The sequence below is a fragment of the Bacteroides mediterraneensis genome (genome assembly GCF_900128455.1).
In the GTDB taxonomy this organism is placed as follows: domain Bacteria; phylum Bacteroidota; class Bacteroidia; order Bacteroidales; family Bacteroidaceae; genus Phocaeicola; species Phocaeicola mediterraneensis.
In genome coordinates this window covers 1652449-1672560 of record NZ_LT635783.1, presented here as the reverse complement: position 1 = coordinate 1672560, position 20112 = coordinate 1652449, and the positions used below count along the sequence as shown (strand labels likewise).

The following is a 20112-nucleotide window of genomic DNA, read 5'->3' as shown; positions in this document are numbered from 1 at the left end:
ATATGAAAAAGGAAGAAACTGACTTACTGAAGAGATGTGGAACCGAGAATCCTTTCACGGTGCCGGAAGGTTACTTTGAACGCTTCACGGAACAGCTGATGGAGAAGCTTCCGGAACGTGAGGCGCAGCCTGCACCCAAACTGACGCTGTGGACACGCGTCAAGCCGTGGGTCTACATGGCCGCCATGTTCTGCGGACTGATGCTCAGCGTACGGATGTTCGTGGGCGAAAAGCAGTCGCAGTCGCCTGCCGCCGCCTCGGAAACGACGGATTTCACCGAAGTGCCCGACGAATACATCGACCCGATTGTCAACCAGACCATGATGGACGATTATACCCTATACCAGTATCTCACCGATGCAGATACGGAAATCTATAAATAAAGGAATGAGAATGAAAAGAACAATTTACACGCTCGTGCTCCTGCTGACGGTCTGCCTGACCGGCCTGCAGGCACAGAACGCCAAACTTAGCAAAGAAGAATTCCGCAACCGCCAGAAAGAATTTTTCACCCAGCAGGCGGGACTGAACAACGAAGAGGCACAGAAATTCTTCCCGCTCTACTTCGAGTTGCAGGACAAGAAACAGGTGTACAACAAAGAGGCGTGGCAGAAACTTCGTCAGGGGAAAAATGCCAATACCACCGAGACGGAATACGGCAAGATTGTGGAAGACGTGATTCAGGCCCGCATCGCCACCGATGAGCTGGAGCTGGAATACGTGCGGAAGTACAAACAGTTCCTCCCGGCCAAGAAAATCTATCTGCTGCAAAAGGCTGAAATGCGCTTCCACCGGGAGCTGCTGAAGGGCTTCAAGCACGGCCAGAAAGGTCAGGAGAAAAGAAAATAAGGGTTCAGGCCGATTTTTTCGCCCCAAAAATTTGGAAAACAAAATTCTTTACGTACCTTTGCACCGCCTTCGAAAAACGAGGTACTCCTAAAAAGAGTTTTGGAGAGGTGGCAGAGTGGTCGATTGCGGCGGTCTTGAAAACCGTTGTACCGCGAGGTACCCGGGGTTCGAATCCCTGTCTCTCCGCTGAAACCTAAGACTTCAGGTAGACAATTTAAGACAAGTCCCGTAAAATCAACGTTTTACGGGACTTTTTCTATTTATCCGGTGGACAACCGAAAGACATTAAAATGCCCACTTCAGACAAAGTTCCGTTACTAAATCGTTACAGGAAAATCGGGAAAATCTTCTGTAACGATTTTCGATGTAAATCCTTGATTTGTCGCTCATTGACGTTCAAATGTCTGCTTGTAACCCAATTATTAATTATTCCTTTGCGGAGGGAAGTCATTACACCCACTGTAACGGAGCTAATTAAAAAAGAAAAGAATCAGGTAAGCAAAAACAGAACAATTCGTACTTTTGCATGCGAATAGTTTAAAGGTTACGCAACACACAGAAAATAATGTAGCTGATAATTAATTCGTAGCCTATTACTACTAACTTAATTGTGGATTAAAAAATAACAGCTAACATCGAACGAATAATGTGCATACATAAATTTCAAAATATCATCCTTTTGCTGATAACTATTGTGGTATTTGCCGCTTGTGACAGAAATACTCCAATATTAGAGCAGATGGATATGGCCGAGAATCTTATGAAAACCAAGCCTGATTCTGCACTTACCATATTGGAGAACATTCCGGTCACAAATATTAAAGGTAAAGAGATAGCAGCCAGGTATGCACTACTTAAATCCATGGCATTGGACAAGAACTATATTGACACAACGACTTTCGATGTCCTTCAACCGGCCATTGATTATTATCTCAAAAAAGGTTCTCCTGACGAGAAACTTCGGACATATTATTATCAAGGCAGGATATATCAGAATCAGGGCGATGATGATTCAGCCATGCAATCCTTCTTGAATGGTCGTGATTTGAAACAAGTGGTAACTGATTCGTTACTACTGGCTCATACCTTGGTAGCACAAGGTACTTTGTATCTCAAACAGTATAAGATAAACGAGTTTGTTCAGAATAATATTGAAGCTGCAAGATTATATGACGCTATAGGCAAAGGCATTTTTGAAATCAAGAGTTATACAAATGCGCTTGATGGCTATGTGATGTTGAATAACCAGTCCCCAGCAGACAGTCTTCTATCTATTTGCATACCGTTAGTGCAAAAGAATCCTGACGGAAAAGTATATCTTTTCCCTTCTTTACTATCTTATACAATAGAATTCTGTTCTCCTGATGATCTCAAAACCTTTTTAGATAAATATCAGGATTTGGAACTTTCCAAAGATGAAACTATGAATTTTGCCCGAGGATATTCAAAAATTGGAGAGCAAGACAAAGCTCTAAATATTCTTGCGGAAATAAGTCCTGCTGCGTTCACCATGGATTCACTAAAATATGCTTCGGTGAAATTTAATATTTTGGATGAGCAAGGCAAGTATAAAGAAGCCCTACATTCATATAAAGAGTTTTCTGCCATGCTTGAGCGTTATCAGAGTGAATTAATATTTCAAAGAACTCCTATGATTTTTTAGCGGACACTAATGATACACCATTATGTTAAAGAATTTGTTTTATATCTGTCTGTTTTTTTTGTTTTGTAATACATCAGCAGCACAAAATTTTTCAAGTATCGTGGATAGCTGCCATTATTATCTGGATAAGCAAGATACTATGTCGTTTAATAAGACCTACATCAGAATTCTTGATGCTTATGAAAAAGAGTATGATGCAGAATTATATTCTATCGGTAAGGAATTAGAAGAGATGAGAATTGAAGATCAAAGTATAAGACTGTTATTGATTGATGCTGCGAAGAAGAAACGGAATGTAGATAAAATAAGAAAGATAATGGACGGCATAGACCGGAGAAATGCTGTCAGAGTTACTGAAATCATTGACCAATACGGTTGGCTTTCTCCCGATGATATTGGCTATGAGGCAAACGAGGCTCTGTTCCTTTGTATTCAACATTCCCAAGATTCTTTAATCCAGAATAAGTATCTACCTATACTGAAAGAAGCTGTCCAAAAGGGTGCGGCTAAAGGTTGGCAATATGCTTTTCTGACGGACAGGTGCCTTATGAATCAAGGACAAAAACAAATTTATGGGACGCAGAGAATAACCAGGAATGGAGTTGATTATCTGGTCCCTCTACAAGATATTGAGAAGGTCGATTCACTCAGAAAGGAAGTCGGACTTGAGCCATTAAGTGAATATATGAAAGATTGCGGACTTAAAAACGGTTGGAGCAAAGAGTTTTACAGAAACAATATAAAACTACATGAATCAATTTTTAATTCTTGGTTTCAATCGTTCAAGCGGAAGAAAGATTCTGATTAGTCTTCCGAAATCAACCTCAAATCGGCAGCGAAACCCACGACCTCAGTGAGGCGTTCTGTACTGATAGAATTAGAACTACCCTGCAGGGTAGTGGAAAAGTCTCGCGAAGTATGGAACTTTGCAGCAGAAAACTAAAAAACATCAGACAATGAAGAAGAGTATTAGAATAGTAGTAAAAGTTACTTTATCCCTTTTGATTCTTTTGATATTGGGATTTATCGGATTGGTCATTTATGCAAAGTATTTCTATAATCGGGATGTAAAAGTCGTTTCTTATTATGCCGATGAGTTTTGTATTGGGAAGGAGGATTTTAAAGCAGAATTTGAAGAAATCTATCAAGTTACCCTGGACGAGTACTCATTGTATCCTTCCAAGCATTTGAACATGGATAGTTTGCATCAAGAGTATGTACGACGAATAGCAAAAGAGGCAAATACACCTGTTGATTTTGGCAAGATATTGAAAGAATATTTTGCTGCACTAAATGCGGGTCATGCCTCCGTTTATCTAAACGATTATACGGCCAATTATGCTCCATTGTATATTGAAGGAAGAGTTTTTATTAATCAGCCTAATTTGTATATGCGTGAAAATGGCTTCCAAGATAAGGATGAAATTATGAGTATAAATAAAATTCCGGTTACAGAATGGATTGCCACGAACGAAAAATATACTCCTGCTTCTACCGAAAAATGCCGAAGATTGATGACCGCCCGTAAGCTATTTCGTTCTTGGAGCGATACTATTGCAACCTATCAGGTAATTCGAAATCAAGATACGGTGAGCCTGACGCTCAATCTGAAAAAAGCATCTGCCTTTCATGAAAAACAAAACCCTACTGTGGAATGGACGGTATTACAGGATAGCATTGGATATATTCGCATATTGTCTATGATGGATCCGGTTGTTGATGAATTTGACAGAGCTTATCAACAGGTAAAGGACTTTCCAGATTTAATCGTGGATGTCCGTGAGAATGGAGGAGGAAATAGTGGAAACGGTAAAAAAATATGCGAGTACCTCATCCATAAGCCACAGCCACATTGCGTATCGCCGGATTGGGAAATAATTCCTCGGAAAGATTCATATAAGGGTAAATTATTTCTTCTGACCAGTACATATACCTTTTCTGCCGCTGAAAGTTTCACATTGGATTTAAAAGAAAGTGGTGATGTGACAATTATCGGTGAAGGGACTGGTGGGGATACAGGAAATCGTCCTCGTACATTCCATACTACGAATGGAATTTATTTTCGTTTGCCGACAAGAGAGCCTTTTTTTTCACCAAACGGATTCCCAATGGAGGGAAAAAGTATCATGCCTGATTATAAAGTTTGTCAGAATGTAAATGATTTTATGAAAAACCGTGATACGGTATTGGAGTTTGCCTTAAAAATGATTGGTACTAATAATCAGTAATGAACTTGAACGGAAGAAGATGGAGGAATACATCACTACCCATCCTCCAGTTGCCACTCTGCCGAAGTTCTATATCGTCTTCCTAAATCAGCCTCATATTAGCTGCGATACCCACGGCCTCAGTGATGTTTTCTGCGTGTAGTTTCTCGAAGAGTTTCTTCTTGTGAAACTTGACAGTATTGGCATCAATGAAGAGAGTTTCTCCAATCTCCGTGTTCGACATTCCTTTGACGGAGAGCTGGAGAATCTCTTTTTCACGGTCGGAAAGAATCAGTTCAGACTGTTTTCTCCATCGTCTTCCCTCGAACGAGTAGAAATACCTGTCAGTACATGTATGGTCTGAAATAACTACATCTCCGATAGTTTTCTCCGGTGACAGTGAAACTGTACATAGAGCCAGCCAAATATCCCCTTTGTCACTCAGCAAGGCAGGTGTCAGTTTGTGGTGGATAAGGTGCGAATGCTTTTCTGATGTGCGGATATGAAAGTTATACTCGATGGACAAGTCAAGTCTTTTTTCTATAGGCTGGTCATAGTAGAACCGGAATCCGGCTTCGTTGATTTCCATAAGACGGTTTATTTCGTCAGACGGAACGACATCAAAATAAAAGGCATAACCTTTCTGTTGCACATCTTCCGGTGAATGACCGCAGAGGAAAAGCGGGTTGGACGATACGTAAAGGAAGTTCTTGCGGTTATAGTCTATGATATACAGACTGTGATTTGTATTGCGTGCCAGAGCCTTAGCCATAGCAATACAGAGTCCGGTCCTGTCGTATTCGCAGTCGGGAATGTTCATTTGTGGATTGACGGGATGAAAAAAGCTTTTTATATCCTTTTGCATAACTGATTGCGTTTTGCCCACAAAATTAGGGAAATATTTCTGGAGCATGTGGTAAATGACTGTTTTTTATTCAAATCCGGAAAAATAACCTGAGTTTATCATATGAATTTCATGGTATATAAAATGTCAAGTTTACTTTATTCAATAAAGTTTGTTTCTGCTTTCCTAAAGCCTTAATTTTGCATGACTTTTACATCAAACAATCATGGAAAATTATATGGCAAAAGCAGCGGATGCCTTTCTGACAGGGCGTCCGTATGGCATACGTCTTGACTTCAAACATAAGGGCTTTACTCTTTTCAACTACAACATGAACGAGCTTGACAACCATCTTCCCGGCAGATTGGAAATGCTTCCGCTGGAGGATTTTGACGTGGAGGATATTCCACTGTGCGGGGAGCGTATTGTCCAAAAGAAAAACATAACAGACATCTTCTTCCATGACGAGAAGAGCAACCCGTATTCGGACAACCGGGTGGATATGAAGAAACTGAAAGCATACAACAAATACATCTATCCGCTTTCACCTATTCTGAATAGATAGAAATCTGTAAAATGGCGACAAAAAAGACTTGGCTCCATATAAAACAGGGCTGTCTCAATTACAATTCTATTGAACTGAGACAGCCCCTCATCATTTATCACATCAAAAAGGTCATTCCACTTTCTTCAAGGATTCGGCCACATATTCAAATTTACCGGCAGCTACCACCTTGTACTGAATTGTCCAGGTTACCGTCGCACTACCATCGTAAATTCCAAAATTAATCGTATAAATCACGTCGATGCCGTCCACCGGAGTGACAGAACCGTAAAGAGCTTCCAACGCATGCGGGAAAGCTTCCGGCAGACGCTCCCACATCAGTTTCTCAATGTCGGTATCACTCATGTCATTGTAAGTACCTTGGCCTTTCCATGCGCTCACACGGAAGTCAAAATTATTCTGATAAGCTGAGCCACCATAATAATAATCATTGTTGCCATACCCTGTGACATATTTAGGATAATTTTCCTTTACCCAATCTGTGATTGCCTGATAGAAAGCAGATACTTCTGCATTTCCCTTCTCTACCGGCAAATCGATTACCGTGCTGGGGTCATAGTTCCACTTGCCATTTGTCAGCACAAACTGATTAGTGAGTACCTGCACTGTAGTAGTGACCCATTTGCCAGCCTGCATCATATAAGTAGCACATTTCACACTGTTACTCTTTCCGTCATAGTACTTGTAGGCCACCGTATACTGATCTTCTTCCTGTGCATAAGGATAGCGTTGTGACAGGTAAACAGGCAAATAATTGTCGGGAGCCATGGAGCTGTCCAAGTTTCCATAGTTGCTTCCCATAGCCTTATAGTCTGCCGCATCCAAAGAAAGAGCGCCGGTAAACAGTTTCCAGTCGGTTCCATTGAACTGGAAGAGGTCACTCACTTGAGTCGATTTCAAATCGCTGGTACCTGCCGCCTTTTTCACTACCACATTGTCAAGTTGCACAGTAGTCGTAGCATTCTTTGAATTGCCGTTGTAACGGAATGCAAAACAAACTTTCTTGCCGGCCAAGGTAGAAAGATCATAGTCACATACATTAGCCAATGTACCATAAGTTCCATCGGGAACCGGTATGTTCACGGCAGACGTGATGTCTGTCCACGTAGCGGCAGCAATGGCTTCTTTCGTAAAATCTTTCAGATTCTCACTGTAGAGCACTGACAGACGGCCACCCTCTGCCTTATAATTTCCATAACAAGCATCAAAAGTAAGTCTCATCCCCGATTCGATGGCCACAGCCGGCGTAATCATATAAGACTCCAACTCACCGTCATGCTTAAAGGCACTCTGCTGTATGTAGAGATTGCCACTGTACGATTTGGCCTGCCAGGCATACGTACCTACGGTTGTCACATTGTGCCATCCGTCAATGGCCACATTCTCACCGTTCGTCTGTCCGTCGAAACCCTCGCTCAGAGCCGGAGCGTTCCCGCTCGGTTCCTGTTCCGAATAATTGTAGTCCACCAGTACCATGTCTCCTTCCGCAGCAGCCGGATAATTTGCTTTCAAGATATCCGGTACATGCTTGGAAGCACTTTCCGAAGGAGTGAAGAACGAATTCTTGGCACCACCCCATGCCGTTTCATAGTCCTCATTGCTGACACTATAGATAGAGGCTGCATTAAGCGCCTTCTCCGTAGCAGTAGATGCCCTCCGCTGGTTATAAGTAACCTTGATTGCAGAACCGTCATCCCCTGTATACCAGGTAGCCGCCAGAAAAGCAGGAATATATTCCGTGCCCGGCAATTCATCTGTAAAGGTCAGTGAGGTCTTCAGTGCCGACAGTTCGCCGGAAAGGCCGGCAGCTTCGGCAAGCGCCTTGTTGGTACTGTTGTTGGCAATTGTTGCATAATCTGCATCCGTCAGAGTATAGTCTTTCTTAAAGACATTGGTAGGGCGGGTCATTTCGTCCAGTCCCTCAAAGTTATCTTCATTATAACCGCAGGCCCCTAACATAAGCAACGATGCCATTGCGGGGATTATATAGTTTCTTTTCATAAATTCCACCAACTTTAGAGATTAAAAATTAAGTTTCAGTCTCACGCTGTAAGTACGGCCCCATGCGTAGAACACACGGGCATCCTTCCAGGTGTGTGAAGCACCGTCAACGGCATCCGTGATATATTCCTGATTGAATACATTGTCGATGTTACCATAAAGTGTCGCACTGATTTTTCCGATGTTGAAACGATATCTGGCGCTCAAGTCGAAAACATTTGCATCCGGCATCTTCCATGGATCGTCATACGACTTCTCTCCGTTGGCCACCAAATCATTGGAGTTGAACGACCATTCCGCATAGTTCCGGCCATAATAGTTCCAGTCCACACCCACGCTCAGGTCTTTAGTAATCTTGGCATCCAGTCCCAGAGCCGCAGTAGTCTGAGCCGAGTTACCCACTTTCGTACCATTCAGATGGATGGTCATCGAAGCATGGTCTTCGGCCTGAATGCCGGAAGCATGTGTAATCTGTCCCTGGTTTGTCCAGCTCTTTACAGGCTGTCCGGTAGAATCATAGAAATAACCCTTGGCATCACAGTCCCAACGCCAGAAACCCATAGAGAACATACCACGCACATCCAGCCAGTTGAACGGTTTCGCCACGAAATCCAATTCCACACCCTGATGAATCGCATTGACTCCACTCATGTTGATGCTGATACGGTCTACAAAAACACCTTCCTCATTTTTCAAATCGATACCACGGCTCATGGTCTTGTTCATCCACTTGGTGTGATACAGGTTCAGGTTTGCCGTCAGGAATTTGGAACGGAAGCCATAACCCAGTTCCGCCGAGAACACTTTCTCATTCACCGCATCCGGGTTGGTCAGGTTACTTGTAGTAGACTGCAGGAAAGCGCCTCCCGAGAAGAAAGGAGCACGGCTGATGTAACCGACATTGGCAAACAGGTTGTGATTTTCAGTCAGGTTGTAGTTCAAACCACCTTTCACTGTCCATCCCAAGAAGTTGACAGTTTCTGATTTTGCATGAGCCGCATCATAGTAGAAGCGGTCGTAACGCCAGTAACCCGTATTTGAAATAGAACCGGCCACAAACGCACTCAGCTTATCCTTATTGTATTCAGCCTGTGCAAAGACCCCTTCCTGCACCGTATATCCATCGTAATCGCGATAAACCACATCACCTACCTGCAGCTTCTGATTGACGAAAGCACTGCCGGCAGCCGCAGCGGCATTGTTGGCCACCAGCACATTCTGGCGAGAAGAAGAGTCCACAAAATAGTCGCCTCCATACAGGTCGCAAAGTTCATTGGTATGTACACCTTTATAATAACGGAAGTCTACACCCCCATAAAAGTCGATATTCTTACCGAATTTCGTTGTATAAGTAGAAAGCAAACCAAGCCAGGTATGTTTGTTGTAAGACTTTGACATGGCCATTTTGGAACCGTTCTCGCTTTCCTGATTCAGTTTATAAACCTCGTCGTAAGCAAACGTTCCATCCTCGTGACGGAAAGTCGTATTCAACGTACCATAAGAAGCACCGTACCAGTTACTCCGGTCGGTCGATTCCAGTCCTTGTCCGGCATATCCATATCCATTACCGATAGAAGCATAAAGCGCTGTACTCAAAGATGACTTTTCATCAATCTGCCACAAATGGTTCAATGAAAGCTGAGGTTTATGATAGGCATTGCGGGCAGACGTTTTTCTTTCCCCATTCAAGCCATAGCCATAAGTAGGGTTATACTTATATGGACTGTCCCCGTTCATATATTTCTTGGCAAGTGTCTGCCAGCCTTCGATGGTCAGTCAGTCGTTGTTGTTGCGCTGGTTATGCCACTGGGGAGCTCCGAAAGCCGTAAACGACAGCTGATGATTGTCATTGATACGCTTTGCAATGTTGATGAACCAGTTGTAAGCTTCATATTCCGTACCCTGAATATATCCGTCAGCCCAAGTCTTGGCACCCAGCAGTGTCAAGGCCCATCCCGACTTGCTCATACCTGTCGACACATTGAACATGATTTTATTGTATCCGTCATTTCCCATCGCATAAGAGACGGAACCCCCTTTTTTGGCCTCTACCGAATTGGTCACAATATTGATAGAACCACCTACTGAAGGAGCCGACACTTTGGAGGCTCCCAAACCACGCTGCGTCTGCATGCTGCGGGTCACGTCAGAAAGTCCGGCCCAGTTGGACCAATAAACGCCACCCCATTCCATGTCGTTCATCGGCACACCGTTTATCATCACCGCAATGTTCTCCGACTCAAAACCGCGCATATTGATACGAGAATCACCGAAACCTCCTCCCTGTTTGGTGGCGTAGACTCCAGGCGTGGACTTCAGAATTTCCGGAAACTCCTTTGTCCCGAGTTTCTCTTCAATGAACACCGGCGCCACTGTTGATACAGCCACCGGAGTTTTACGGGCAATGGCCACCGAAGAAGTAACGACGACATCGTTCAACATCACGGCATCAGGCTGCATTTTAATCACGCCCAAATCGACAGAAGCGTCCTTCCGGGTAATCTTCTGCTTCAGGTCTTTGTAGCCTACATACTTGAATACCAATGTAGAATTCGCAGCCACACTTTGCTTGAAGTAGCCGTCAATGTCGGTCACTGAACCTTGTGACAGACCTTCCACTATAACGGCGGCACCGACCAAAGGTTCGCCCGTCTCTGAGTCAACAAGCTGACCTTTCACTGTAGTAGTCTGAGCAAAAGCAGACACACTGCATACAGCCATCACAGCCATCAACAGGAAATGAATTAGGTTTCTTTTCATAATTCTGTTTTTAGTTAAAAGAATAGTGTTAATTGAACATTAATAAATGTTTCTTAGTGCAAAGATAACGAATATAATTCAAATAAATATTATATATACACAAGATTTTTCAAGAAAGACAAAACTTTTCTTTATCAATTTGTATATGTCTCCCTTACATTTTTAACGTTTTTCTTTTCCCAGAACAAAGCTTTCCTTATATTTACACAAACAATTAAACCTGAACCTACATGAAAAATAAAATGACCCTACTGGCATTGGCCGCCACCGCATGGCTGGCCACCGCAGCAAACACGCCTGTTCCCAGAAGCGTAGAGAACCCCTTCATCGAGTCGGCCAATACCATGACGCTCGACATTGCGAAAGTGGAACTGAGCGACACGGCCACGGTGCTCTATACGGACGCCTATTTCCGTCCGCACTACTGGATTAAAATCAGTTCCGAATCTTACCTGCAAGCCGACGGCAAGAAATATGCCTTGAAAGGCACGCAGGGCATTGAAGCCGATTCTCTCTTCTGGATGCCCGAAACGGGAGAAGCCTCCTTCCGGCTGAGCTTTGAACCCCTCCCCCGCGACACACGCTCGTTCGACTTCATCGAATCCGATTGCGACGATTGTTTCAAGCTGTTCGGCATCGACCTGACGGGAAAAACGGAAGCCACCCTGCCGTCCGACATCCCGGCCGAAGTCATCCGTGCGAACGAGGCCGTACCTTCTTCCCTTCCCGCTCCCCTGTTCAAAATGGGCGAGACCGTGGTGCACGTCCATCTTTCGGGCTACCGGAAAGAACTGGCAAAGGAAGTGAATCTCTATGTCAATACCCTGCTGAACGGCCAGCAGTCTTACACCGCCCCCATCAATGCAGACACGGGAGAGGCTGAATTCAAGTTCTGGCAGTACGGTTCCGCACAGGCTTTTGCTCTTGCAGGAATAGGAGTAAACAAGTTCTGGCTGGCTCCAGGCGAAGAAATTGACTTGTATATCGACATGCACCAAAGCGGACAGATGCTCATGGACCGCCGGACGCAGGAGAAGCAACTTCCTCCCTTCAAGAGTACGCCGGCATGCTACGCCACAGGCACATACGCTGGACTGACCTCTCCCGCACTGTATCCGGATACACCTTATAGCATGGAGCTTTATTCAAGGGAATTTGCCGACTACAAGATGACGGCCGCCGAATATACCCAGCATGTCGTCCAACTTTACCAGTCACTCTCCGACAGTATCGCACAAAGCAGCCTGCCACCGGTGGGCAAAGAACTGGCCCTGCTGAAATTGAAACAGGAAGCAGTGGAAGCCATGGCGCAAGGCGACGCCCTCCGTACCTATAATTACCGGATGATACACAACCAGTGGGACCGCAACAAACCGCTGGACCTGAAGATTGACTCGCTGACGGCCAAAAACCGTGCCGCATTGTGCAAGCTCTTCCCTATCGCCGACGAGCAACTGCTGATGGGAGAAAATATCATGTACTATGCTTCTTGTTTCTCCAACCCACTCATTGCCTGGCCCGAGGAAGCGGGACTGAAAGGCACCTTCGCCGAAGACCTGCAACGGGTCTTTCCCTTGGTACAGAAAGCCGCGAATATCTCACTGACAGAGGCCGACCGGCACACGCTTGAAGGCGTACACAACCCGTTCTACCGGGATGCGATTCTGAAGATGCAGGAAAACGCACAGGCCGCCCTCAAAGCGGTAGAGGGAAAAGCCGTCATCGAGAAGACACCAGACGTGCCTGTGGACAAGCTCTTCGAAGCCCTCATCGTACCCTACAAGGGAAAAGTCATCCTGGTGGATTTCTGGAACACCTGGTGCGGGCCTTGCCGCATGTCCATCCGTGCCAACGAGCCACTGAAGGAGCAGGAACTGAAGAGCGACAACCTGGTATGGATTTACCTTGCCAACGAAACGTCTCCCCTCGTCGCTTACAAGCAGGCGATTCCAAACATCAAGGGGAAACATTTCCGCCTGAACGACGAGCAATGGAAGTATCTCTGCGAACAATTCAAGATTGACGGTATTCCTTCGTATGTGCTGGTGGACAAGTCCGGACACTATCAGCTCCGCAACGATTTACGCAACCACGAAGTCATGAAGGATACCTTGAAGAAAATGATTGAATAACCTCAAGTGTCTCGAAGACAAAAGCGGCACATGCCGTAAATAGCCGAAAAAAGCCAATCCATTCGCACACAAAACAAGGTGAATGGGTTGGCTTTTTTTCGACTATTCCGTATAAAGGAGGTGAGTGAGCGGACTGGACCAGAGAAAGGGCCATCCGCCTTGAAAGCAGTTTCAACACACAAAAACAACCTTACTCACTTTCAACCATAAAAACAGGAGCCTCGTGGATTTATCTAAAATAATAAGGTTTATGACGGGAACAATAAGCAGAACCGTCGGTTGCCTGTTCCGTACAATCAGGATATATACATTGGTTACTCCTCAATATTATGTCCAAAATGGTTGAACACGAAGAGACTAGCAATGATACGCCCAAACCTATCAATAAAATCATTATTTTCTTTTTCATGGTAGTTGATTATATAAGGTTATTATTCTTCATTGGATGCTCTCTACCCTACTTTATCCACTCCCGCCCCAGACTCAAGGTGCAGAGCGACTCAATGCGGATAGTGAAATTTCCCAAGCTGTTGGGCACATAAGGATACAAATCCGGATTCGTGCTGGAGTATGGAAGGTACTGCACCTTCATCTCCCGGATGGTACCCCGCGTATCATAACGACCATCGTTGTTGTCTACCATGTAAAGGGTATCAATCAGCCCGTTCTCATCGAACTTCACCCCCCATAGCGTTACGGCATGGGTAGACCAGGCTCTTCCGATATTCACAATAAACAAGATGCCCTGCTGCGAAGACAATGCCTGCTTGATAATCGCATTGAAGCGGTCGCGCATCAAATCCATGCCCACGTATTCCGCGCCCAGCGAATGGGAACCCAGCTGCGTACGGAAGAATCCGGCATGAGAGTCCGGCTGGTCAGTGTCATACAGCTTCCGATGGAACACCCCATTGAAGAACCAATTGATGGCCTTCAGCGGATAGTCCCCCCGATTGGGGAAACGGTTCTTGAACAGCTGGAAGACCTCGCTGCGCAGCATGTCGGCAGGCACCGCCTTCGGTCCCTTGTAGGCTTTCACAGCCTCCGTTTCGTTGTTCTGCTGGAGCCACCAGTGAATCAGGTTCGAAGTGGCCGCCGCCCAACACATCAGTCCGTCGCCACGGGCCGACACGTCCGAAGGATTCACCTTGTTGCAGTCGAACCATCCACAGCCCTCCGTCCAAGGCAGCTGGGTACGGTCTTCCTCCCATTGCCCTTCGGCAGGCTCCTTCACTCCATACACCCAGCGGGTGGTTCCCGCAAAGGCATCCGGTGTGTTTCCCTTTTGCAGGTTCAGCCGATACACTGTTTCCTTCCCTGCCTCCAAACGTTCGAACGGCTTTCCGTCGACCGTCTCGGGCACTTTCACAGCGACGTCCTGCCCGTCGATACGGATGTGAATCCACTCCTCAGCAAGCAACGCCTTTGTTTCCTGCGGGCATACCAACGCCACCCACGCCCCATCGGTCTGACGGGCCATCTTCACCCATTGATAATCAGACGGGAGCTTCAGCATCCCATCGGACAGGCTGAACGGAAGCTGGCAAGGCGTATATACCTTCACTTCCGCCTGCTGCAACTGTTCTTTGGAATACGATGCATCCTTGCTTTCCAGCACCAGACGCAGCCGATGAAGCGCATGCTTGAAATGCAGCTGCACTTTCCCGCCCATCTGCACACGAGCCTGTGCCCGCAGCAAATCCGAACGGCGGTATCCCACTTCCTGCTGGTCGGCAGCCAGCGTATGGGAATAATCGGAGGAAGACTGACTGCCCTGATGCAGACGAAGCGCAGGAGCCACGTGCCAAGCTGTAAACTCCACATCCTCTCCCACTTCCGCCCAGTACAGCTCGGGCATCCACTTCCCGTTCGACAACCGAAGCGTGTAGTGCTGTGTGCGTCCGTCCTTCACATTGCGGGCATACACCACCACCGTATCTCCTTCCTCAAAACGGCCACTCCCGTCGGCTTTCATCGCGGCCCGCGAGCCCTCCAGCAGCATATCCCAGTCCACCCTGCCGGCTGGCGGTTGTTCCGTGCCGCTCTCCGGCAGATTCCTGTTACACGAAGTCATACAAAGCGTCCACAAAGCCACATTCACCAAAGTGGCGAGAAAGAAGATTTTTTTCATTCGGTTAAATTAAAGAGTATGTAATTTAAGTCTAGTTTGTATGAATATACAACAAGAAAAGCCTGAAAAGGATTTTGCCCGACTCCAGATTTTAATATTAATTAGGAGATTTCCCCGAACGGCTGCCACTAAACGCTGCAACCTCCCGGCAGAAATACCTCATCACATTCGTACGGAGACATCGACACACACAGGCGATGAAAAATCATAAGTCAGTTTTACAGAATTGGATTCAGCTTCCGCCCAGAAATGAAAAAAGAGGCCATTTCAAAATGAAGACATCCTTTCTTCCTTCATTTTCAAGCGTTTATCCGTATAAAAAAAACGCAAGTGCGTTTGCCATGAAACGCACTTGCGTTTTAATCAAAATGTACTTGCGTTTCAAGTAAAACGTCCTTGCGTTTTTTCAGACGTTGAAAAGCTTTACTTTTATTCTCTGATTGCTATATTTCTTATTATTTTTTATACAGAGACTTTTATAAATTTTCTAGTAATCATATTGTGTTTGTATTATTCCCACAATCCACAAATATACAGAAATAAAGCTAAGCAATCCTATTCAAAAAGGAGCATCTAAAAGATCTGAAGACTCATTTCAGACACACTGAATGAAACACTACCTATAAATAAGGATATACGGAATTAAGTATTGTTTATGCTTTTTATAATAGACAATACTTGTTCCGTATAATGGATATAAAATTCAGTTATTTATTAACAACGATTTTCTATTAACAAACTTAAATGCAGGTAAAAGAAATAATACAGCAAACGTCCAAGCAATGGGGTCTCCAAAACAAATAGCCCAGAATTTGAATATGGGGACTGCAAAAACACTAACAAATGTCCTTGCCAGCATTTCTGATATTCCGGAAAACAAAGCCAGTCGAGTATAACCTACCCCTTGGATAGTATATCTGAATATAAATGAAACTCCCAATACAATAAAGAATATTGCAGAAATCCTTATGAACAAAGCTGCATTCTCAATAACATCAATCTCTGAGGAATCAATAAACAACAGAACCAATTCTTTTGAGAAACTCCAAACAATTATATTCAATATTAAAACATATACTATTACTATTTTTAAAGCTGATTTTATTCCTAACCATATTCTTTCAGGTTTTCCGGCACCATAGTTCTGTCCACTATAAGTAGCCATAGCTATACCAAGACTTTCAAGCAAACAGACAAAAAATATTTTAATTCTCATTGCGGAAGTATATGCAGCAATATAAACAGTTCCAAGAAAATTATTGGCACTTTGCAGCATAATCATCCCTATAGCTATTATTGAAACCTGCAGTCCCATAGGAATACCTATATACAATAACTGCCTTGCAATTCTTAAATCAAATTTTTTATCGTGTTTGGAACCCTTAAGTATATCATACTTTCTGTAAATGTATATATAACAAAGTAAGGCTGATATTCCTTGTGAAAGCACCGTTGCAATAGCTGCACCAGTTACACCCCAATCCAATAAGAGAATAGTCAATAAATCCAATAATATATTTATCAGAGTTGATAAAGCCAAAAACAAAAAAGGTGTTCTACTATCTCCAATAGCACGTAGAATACTTGAAAAAAGATTATAGAAGAAAGTAAATGGAATACCCAAAAATGTAATGAGCAAATATATATAAGCTTTATTCATTATCTTTTCATGCCGAAAACGGAGCATCCCCACCCACTCTGAACGGCTTAATCCATCCAGTTTTACCGCTAAATTGGCCTTGAAAAGTGCCTGAAAAACGGAGTATATCCGTTCATTTCAGCTAAAAACGCCACAAAACGCCATAAAAAACGGAGCATATCCGTTCAGTGGTTTTGGATTACGATAAAATGTCCGTTTTAGTATACAGAAATCGGAGTATATCCGTTCAGAGATAAGAATGTAATGATACAATAATCAGTTGTTTACATTCGAAAAACGGAGCATATCCGTTCACCTTCTCACAGAAACGACAATGCCTGCATAAAAAACGGAGCATGTCCGTTCACTTGCTACTCTTTTCCCGTATCTTGTATGCAGAAAACAATCTTCATACAATACGACTATGGCAGGAAAAAGTAAGAATATGAGCCAGATCAAACAACTTCTTCTACTAAAGAAGAGCGGAATCTCCAACCGCAAGGCTGCCGATATAATCGGCATGAACAAGGAGACAGTGAACAACTACATGAACAAGGTCAACGCTGACAGCCTGAGCCTTGATGAACTTATCAGGTTGGATGATCCCATTCTTGAGCACCGTCTCAAGGGCGGCAATCCTGCATATAGCGACAAGCGTTTTGAAACATTCAAAGCCCTTCTTCCATATCTTCAGGAGGAGATGAAGCGCAAGCATGTCACGCTGAAGCTGCTTTGGGAGGAATACCGTAATGAGCATCCGGATGACCACTACAGCCTGACACAGTTCCGTTTTCATTACAATCAGAACACAGAGGCCAGGAAGGAGTCGCCATCCACCATACTTGCCGACATGCGTACGGGCGGCGAAAAGCTTTTCCTCGATTTTGCCGGTGATACTATGGGATACGTTGACATGGAAACCGGTGAGGTCGTCCAGTGTCAGGCTTTTGTAGCCACTCTGCCTGCAAGCGACTACGGTTATATCCTCTTCGTACGTTCACAGCGTACAGAAGACTTTGTATATGCCATAACGCAGTGCCTGAAACATCTTGGCGGCGTACCAAAGATGCTTGTCCCTGACAACCTTAAAGCTGCCGTTGTCAAGACAGACAGATATGAGCCTTCGCTTAACCGTGTAATGGAGGATATGGCCAATCATTATGGCACGGTCATCATACCGGCACGTCCCGCACACCCAAAAGATAAAAGCAACGTGGAAGGGACCGTGAGGCTTGTCTATATGCGTGTGTTTGCCGAACTCCGCAATGAAACCTTCCATTCACTGGAAGAGCTTAACCGGGCAGCCTCACTCAAAATGAAAGCGCACAACCAGAAACGCATGCAAAAGCATCCTTACACGCGTGAGGAACGGTTCCTTGCCGTAGACAAGCCAAATCTTATGCCACTGCCTGACAGAGATTTTGAGATTGTGTCATATACCGATTTGAAGGTGTCAACCAACTGCTGTATCTATCTTGGACGTGACCAGCACTATTATACAGTACCGTATCAGTATATATCCAAAACCGCACATGTCGCATATACACGCACACTGGTAAAAGTATATGTGGACGGTGAGCTTGTAGCCACTCACCTACGTGATTACAACAGGGGAAAGTATACTATCGTAAAGGAGCATCTTGCAAGCAACTCCCTGGAATACAGAGGGATGAGCGCAAAATCATACATAGAGCGTGCCGAGCGTGCATCCGGCATACTTGGAGATGTAATCCGCCGCATATTTTATTCTTCCACAATGCCTCCGGAGACTCATTACAAGACCTGCGACGGGCTTCTAAACCTGCAAAGGAGCAGTGATCCGGCCGTCTTCCAGAAAGCCTGCGAGACAGCCTTGGATGTAGACAGATGCAGCTACCGCTTTATCCGTTCGCTGGTAGAGAGCAAGTGTGCCGGTGTAGGGCAGCCTTCATCTTCCTTTGCTCCTCCGCAGCACTGTAATATCCGTGGAAAATCACAGTTCAAATGACAGACTTCTAACACTCAAAACAAATAACGATGGATGAAATTATCAATGCTCTAAGAAACCTTAAGATGCCTGGAATGGCCCATTACTGGGCTACCATGCAGGAGACGCGACAGGCAGAGTCGCTCTCCTTGAAAGACGGTCTGCAACTGCTTATACAGGCTGAACTGGATAACCGGAATCAAAGCCGGAATGCCCGTCTGATAAAAAAAGCACACTTCCGTTATCAGGCATCCATAAGCGAAGTTATCTATGACAGCAAGCGTGGCGTGGACAAGCAGAAAGTGCTTAATCTCGCCACTTGTGACTATGTGAAAAACGGGGTATCCATACTTATTACGGGTGCTGCCGGTACCGGTAAAAGCTGGTTGGGTACAGCGTTTGGTCATCAGGCCTGCATGAACGGATATAAGGTTGCTTATTATAACCTGTACAGGCTCTTCGAGGAAATAAGCCTTGCCCGTATATCCAGTACCCTGCATCGTTTCTTCGCCAAGCTGGCACAGACTGACCTGCTTATACTGGACGACTTCGGCATGAAAGTTCTTGACGGACAACAGTTACTTGACTTTATGGAGATTATAGAAGACCGCCATGGACAAAAAGCTACGATCATCATATCACAACTGCCGGTTGCCAACTGGTACGATGTGATGAAAGGCAACACGACTGCAGCTGATGCAATATTAGACAGGTTGGTACACACAAGTGTGCGCTTCGAGCTACAAGGCAGCAGTTTACGTCAAAAAAGACATCAAAACTGCAACGTTACAGACGAAAATCAATAAATTTGCATCGCCATAGGTAAAGAGTATGAAAAGTGAACGGATATCACCGTTTTGGGTGAACGGATATCAACCGTTTTCAGCACTTTTCAGGAGTTTTCATCCAACCCAATATATCCGAGCACAACAGGCTTGTTATTATGGCAATCATTATAGACATTACTGCTGAAATCTTCAGACTAATAAAAATATATCTACGCAATGTCAAATAATCATGTGCACCAAATTTCTGAGCCATAGGGATTCCAAAACCACAACAACAGCCTGTACAAAATCCCAATATAAGGGTTATCACAGAAGTACCTGCACCAACAGCCGCAAGAGAGTTTATACCTAAAAATTTACCAACTATTACTGCATCAACTATAGAGTATGTCTGCTGGAGAAGATTGCCCAACAAAAGAGGGACTGTAAAATTAATCAAAACAGTCAATGGAGATCCAGATGTCATATCTCTATTACTTGCTATTTTCAACATACCAGAATTTATATACTTAAAAATGACTACTAAATAAAAAAATCCCCCAGACAGGGGATTCCTTCATTTAGATC

General features: G+C 44.5%; 12 protein-coding genes, 1 tRNA gene and 3 pseudogenes. 10 read left to right on the top strand and 6 right to left on the bottom strand.

What is annotated here, in order from left to right; genetic code table 11:
* The first annotated feature begins 2 nt into the window (after positions 1–2).
* From BQ7480_RS06740 to BQ7480_RS06715, 6 genes are all read left to right on the top strand, one after another.
* Positions 3–383 carry a hypothetical protein gene (locus tag BQ7480_RS06740; RefSeq protein WP_072542240.1) on the top strand — a complete coding sequence of 127 codons (381 nt, stop codon included), beginning with the start codon at positions 3–5 and terminating at the stop codon, positions 381–383.
* 10 nt (positions 384–393) lie between these two features.
* Positions 394–849, top strand: coding sequence for a hypothetical protein (locus BQ7480_RS06735; RefSeq protein ID WP_072542239.1), 456 nt, complete (start codon positions 394–396; stop codon positions 847–849).
* A gap of 101 nt (positions 850–950) precedes the next feature.
* Positions 951–1035, top strand: a tRNA-Ser gene (locus tag BQ7480_RS06730).
* Between the two features lie 559 nt (positions 1036–1594).
* Entirely contained in the window at positions 1595–2512 is a 918-nt protein-coding gene (locus BQ7480_RS06725) for a hypothetical protein (protein WP_210436324.1), read from the top strand.
* A gap of 22 nt (positions 2513–2534) precedes the next feature.
* A complete protein-coding gene (locus BQ7480_RS06720) occupies positions 2535–3320 on the top strand; it encodes a DUF6624 domain-containing protein (RefSeq protein WP_072542237.1) in 786 nt (261 codons plus the stop codon).
* A 148-nt stretch (positions 3321–3468) separates the two neighbouring features.
* The gene (locus tag BQ7480_RS06715) at positions 3469–4740 is read left to right on the top strand and encodes a S41 family peptidase (protein ID WP_072542236.1); all 1272 of its coding nucleotides are present in this window, start codon (positions 3469–3471) and stop codon (positions 4738–4740) included.
* 82 nt (positions 4741–4822) lie between these two features.
* On the opposite strand, the gene BQ7480_RS06710 is transcribed toward BQ7480_RS06715, so the two are convergent.
* Positions 4823–5584, bottom strand: coding sequence for a helix-turn-helix transcriptional regulator (locus tag BQ7480_RS06710; RefSeq protein ID WP_072542235.1), 762 nt, complete (start codon positions 5582–5584; stop codon positions 4823–4825).
* Between the two features lie 205 nt (positions 5585–5789).
* On the opposite strand from BQ7480_RS06710, the gene BQ7480_RS06705 reads away from it, so the two are divergent.
* Positions 5790–6128 (top strand): hypothetical protein, encoded by a 339-nt coding sequence (locus BQ7480_RS06705; protein ID WP_072542234.1) that lies wholly within the window; start codon positions 5790–5792, stop codon positions 6126–6128.
* Positions 6129–6239: 111 nt separating this feature from the next.
* Here the strand turns inward: BQ7480_RS06705 and BQ7480_RS06700 are convergent, their stop codons facing one another.
* Complete coding sequence (locus BQ7480_RS06700; protein ID WP_072542233.1) at positions 6240–8129, bottom strand: choice-of-anchor J domain-containing protein; 1890 nt, start codon at positions 8127–8129, stop codon at positions 6240–6242.
* Positions 8130–8150: 21 nt separating this feature from the next.
* Positions 8151–10889 (bottom strand): annotated as a pseudogene (locus BQ7480_RS06695) (TonB-dependent receptor).
* Positions 10890–11119: 230 nt separating this feature from the next.
* Between BQ7480_RS06695 and BQ7480_RS06690 the strand changes: the two are divergent.
* Positions 11120–13021, top strand: coding sequence for a TlpA family protein disulfide reductase (locus tag BQ7480_RS06690; protein WP_072542232.1), 1902 nt, complete (start codon positions 11120–11122; stop codon positions 13019–13021).
* 457 nt (positions 13022–13478) lie between these two features.
* Here BQ7480_RS06690 and BQ7480_RS06685 read toward each other — a convergent pair whose 3' ends face one another.
* Complete coding sequence (locus BQ7480_RS06685; protein WP_072542231.1) at positions 13479–15152, bottom strand: fimbrillin family protein; 1674 nt, start codon at positions 15150–15152, stop codon at positions 13479–13481.
* A 703-nt stretch (positions 15153–15855) separates the two neighbouring features.
* Positions 15856–16821 (bottom strand): annotated as a pseudogene (locus tag BQ7480_RS06680) (MATE family efflux transporter); the annotation flags it as partial.
* Between the two features lie 394 nt (positions 16822–17215).
* On the opposite strand from BQ7480_RS06680, the gene istA reads away from it, so the two are divergent.
* Positions 17216–18778, top strand: coding sequence for an IS21 family transposase (istA, locus tag BQ7480_RS06675; protein WP_072541450.1), 1563 nt, complete (start codon positions 17216–17218; stop codon positions 18776–18778).
* A gap of 29 nt (positions 18779–18807) precedes the next feature.
* The gene (gene istB / locus BQ7480_RS06670; RefSeq protein ID WP_072541451.1) at positions 18808–19563 is read left to right on the top strand and encodes an IS21-like element helper ATPase IstB; all 756 of its coding nucleotides are present in this window, start codon (positions 18808–18810) and stop codon (positions 19561–19563) included.
* Between the two features lie 85 nt (positions 19564–19648).
* Here istB and BQ7480_RS06665 read toward each other — a convergent pair.
* A pseudogene (locus BQ7480_RS06665) lies at positions 19649–20029 on the bottom strand (MATE family efflux transporter); the annotation flags it as partial.
* Positions 20030–20112 lie beyond the last annotated feature (83 nt).

Bases quoted from the DNA above. Each gene is read 5' to 3' on its own strand.
- BQ7480_RS06740 (WP_072542240.1), top strand. From the start codon at position 3: ATGAAAAAGGAAGAAACTGACTTACTGAAGAGATGTGGAACCGAGAAT.
- BQ7480_RS06735 (WP_072542239.1), top strand. From the start codon at position 394: ATGAAAAGAACAATTTACACGCTCGTGCTCCTGCTGACGGTCTGCCTG.
- BQ7480_RS06725 (WP_210436324.1), top strand. From the start codon at position 1,595: ATGGCCGAGAATCTTATGAAAACCAAGCCTGATTCTGCACTTACCATA.
- BQ7480_RS06720 (WP_072542237.1), top strand. From the start codon at position 2,535: ATGTTAAAGAATTTGTTTTATATCTGTCTGTTTTTTTTGTTTTGTAAT.
- BQ7480_RS06715 (WP_072542236.1), top strand. From the start codon at position 3,469: ATGAAGAAGAGTATTAGAATAGTAGTAAAAGTTACTTTATCCCTTTTG.
- BQ7480_RS06710 (WP_072542235.1), bottom strand. From the start codon at position 5,584: ATGCAAAAGGATATAAAAAGCTTTTTTCATCCCGTCAATCCACAAATG.
- BQ7480_RS06705 (WP_072542234.1), top strand. From the start codon at position 5,790: ATGGAAAATTATATGGCAAAAGCAGCGGATGCCTTTCTGACAGGGCGT.
- BQ7480_RS06700 (WP_072542233.1), bottom strand. From the start codon at position 8,129: ATGAAAAGAAACTATATAATCCCCGCAATGGCATCGTTGCTTATGTTA.
- BQ7480_RS06690 (WP_072542232.1), top strand. From the start codon at position 11,120: ATGAAAAATAAAATGACCCTACTGGCATTGGCCGCCACCGCATGGCTG.
- BQ7480_RS06685 (WP_072542231.1), bottom strand. From the start codon at position 15,152: ATGAAAAAAATCTTCTTTCTCGCCACTTTGGTGAATGTGGCTTTGTGG.
- istA (WP_072541450.1), top strand. From the start codon at position 17,216: ATGGCAGGAAAAAGTAAGAATATGAGCCAGATCAAACAACTTCTTCTA.
- istB (WP_072541451.1), top strand. From the start codon at position 18,808: ATGGATGAAATTATCAATGCTCTAAGAAACCTTAAGATGCCTGGAATG.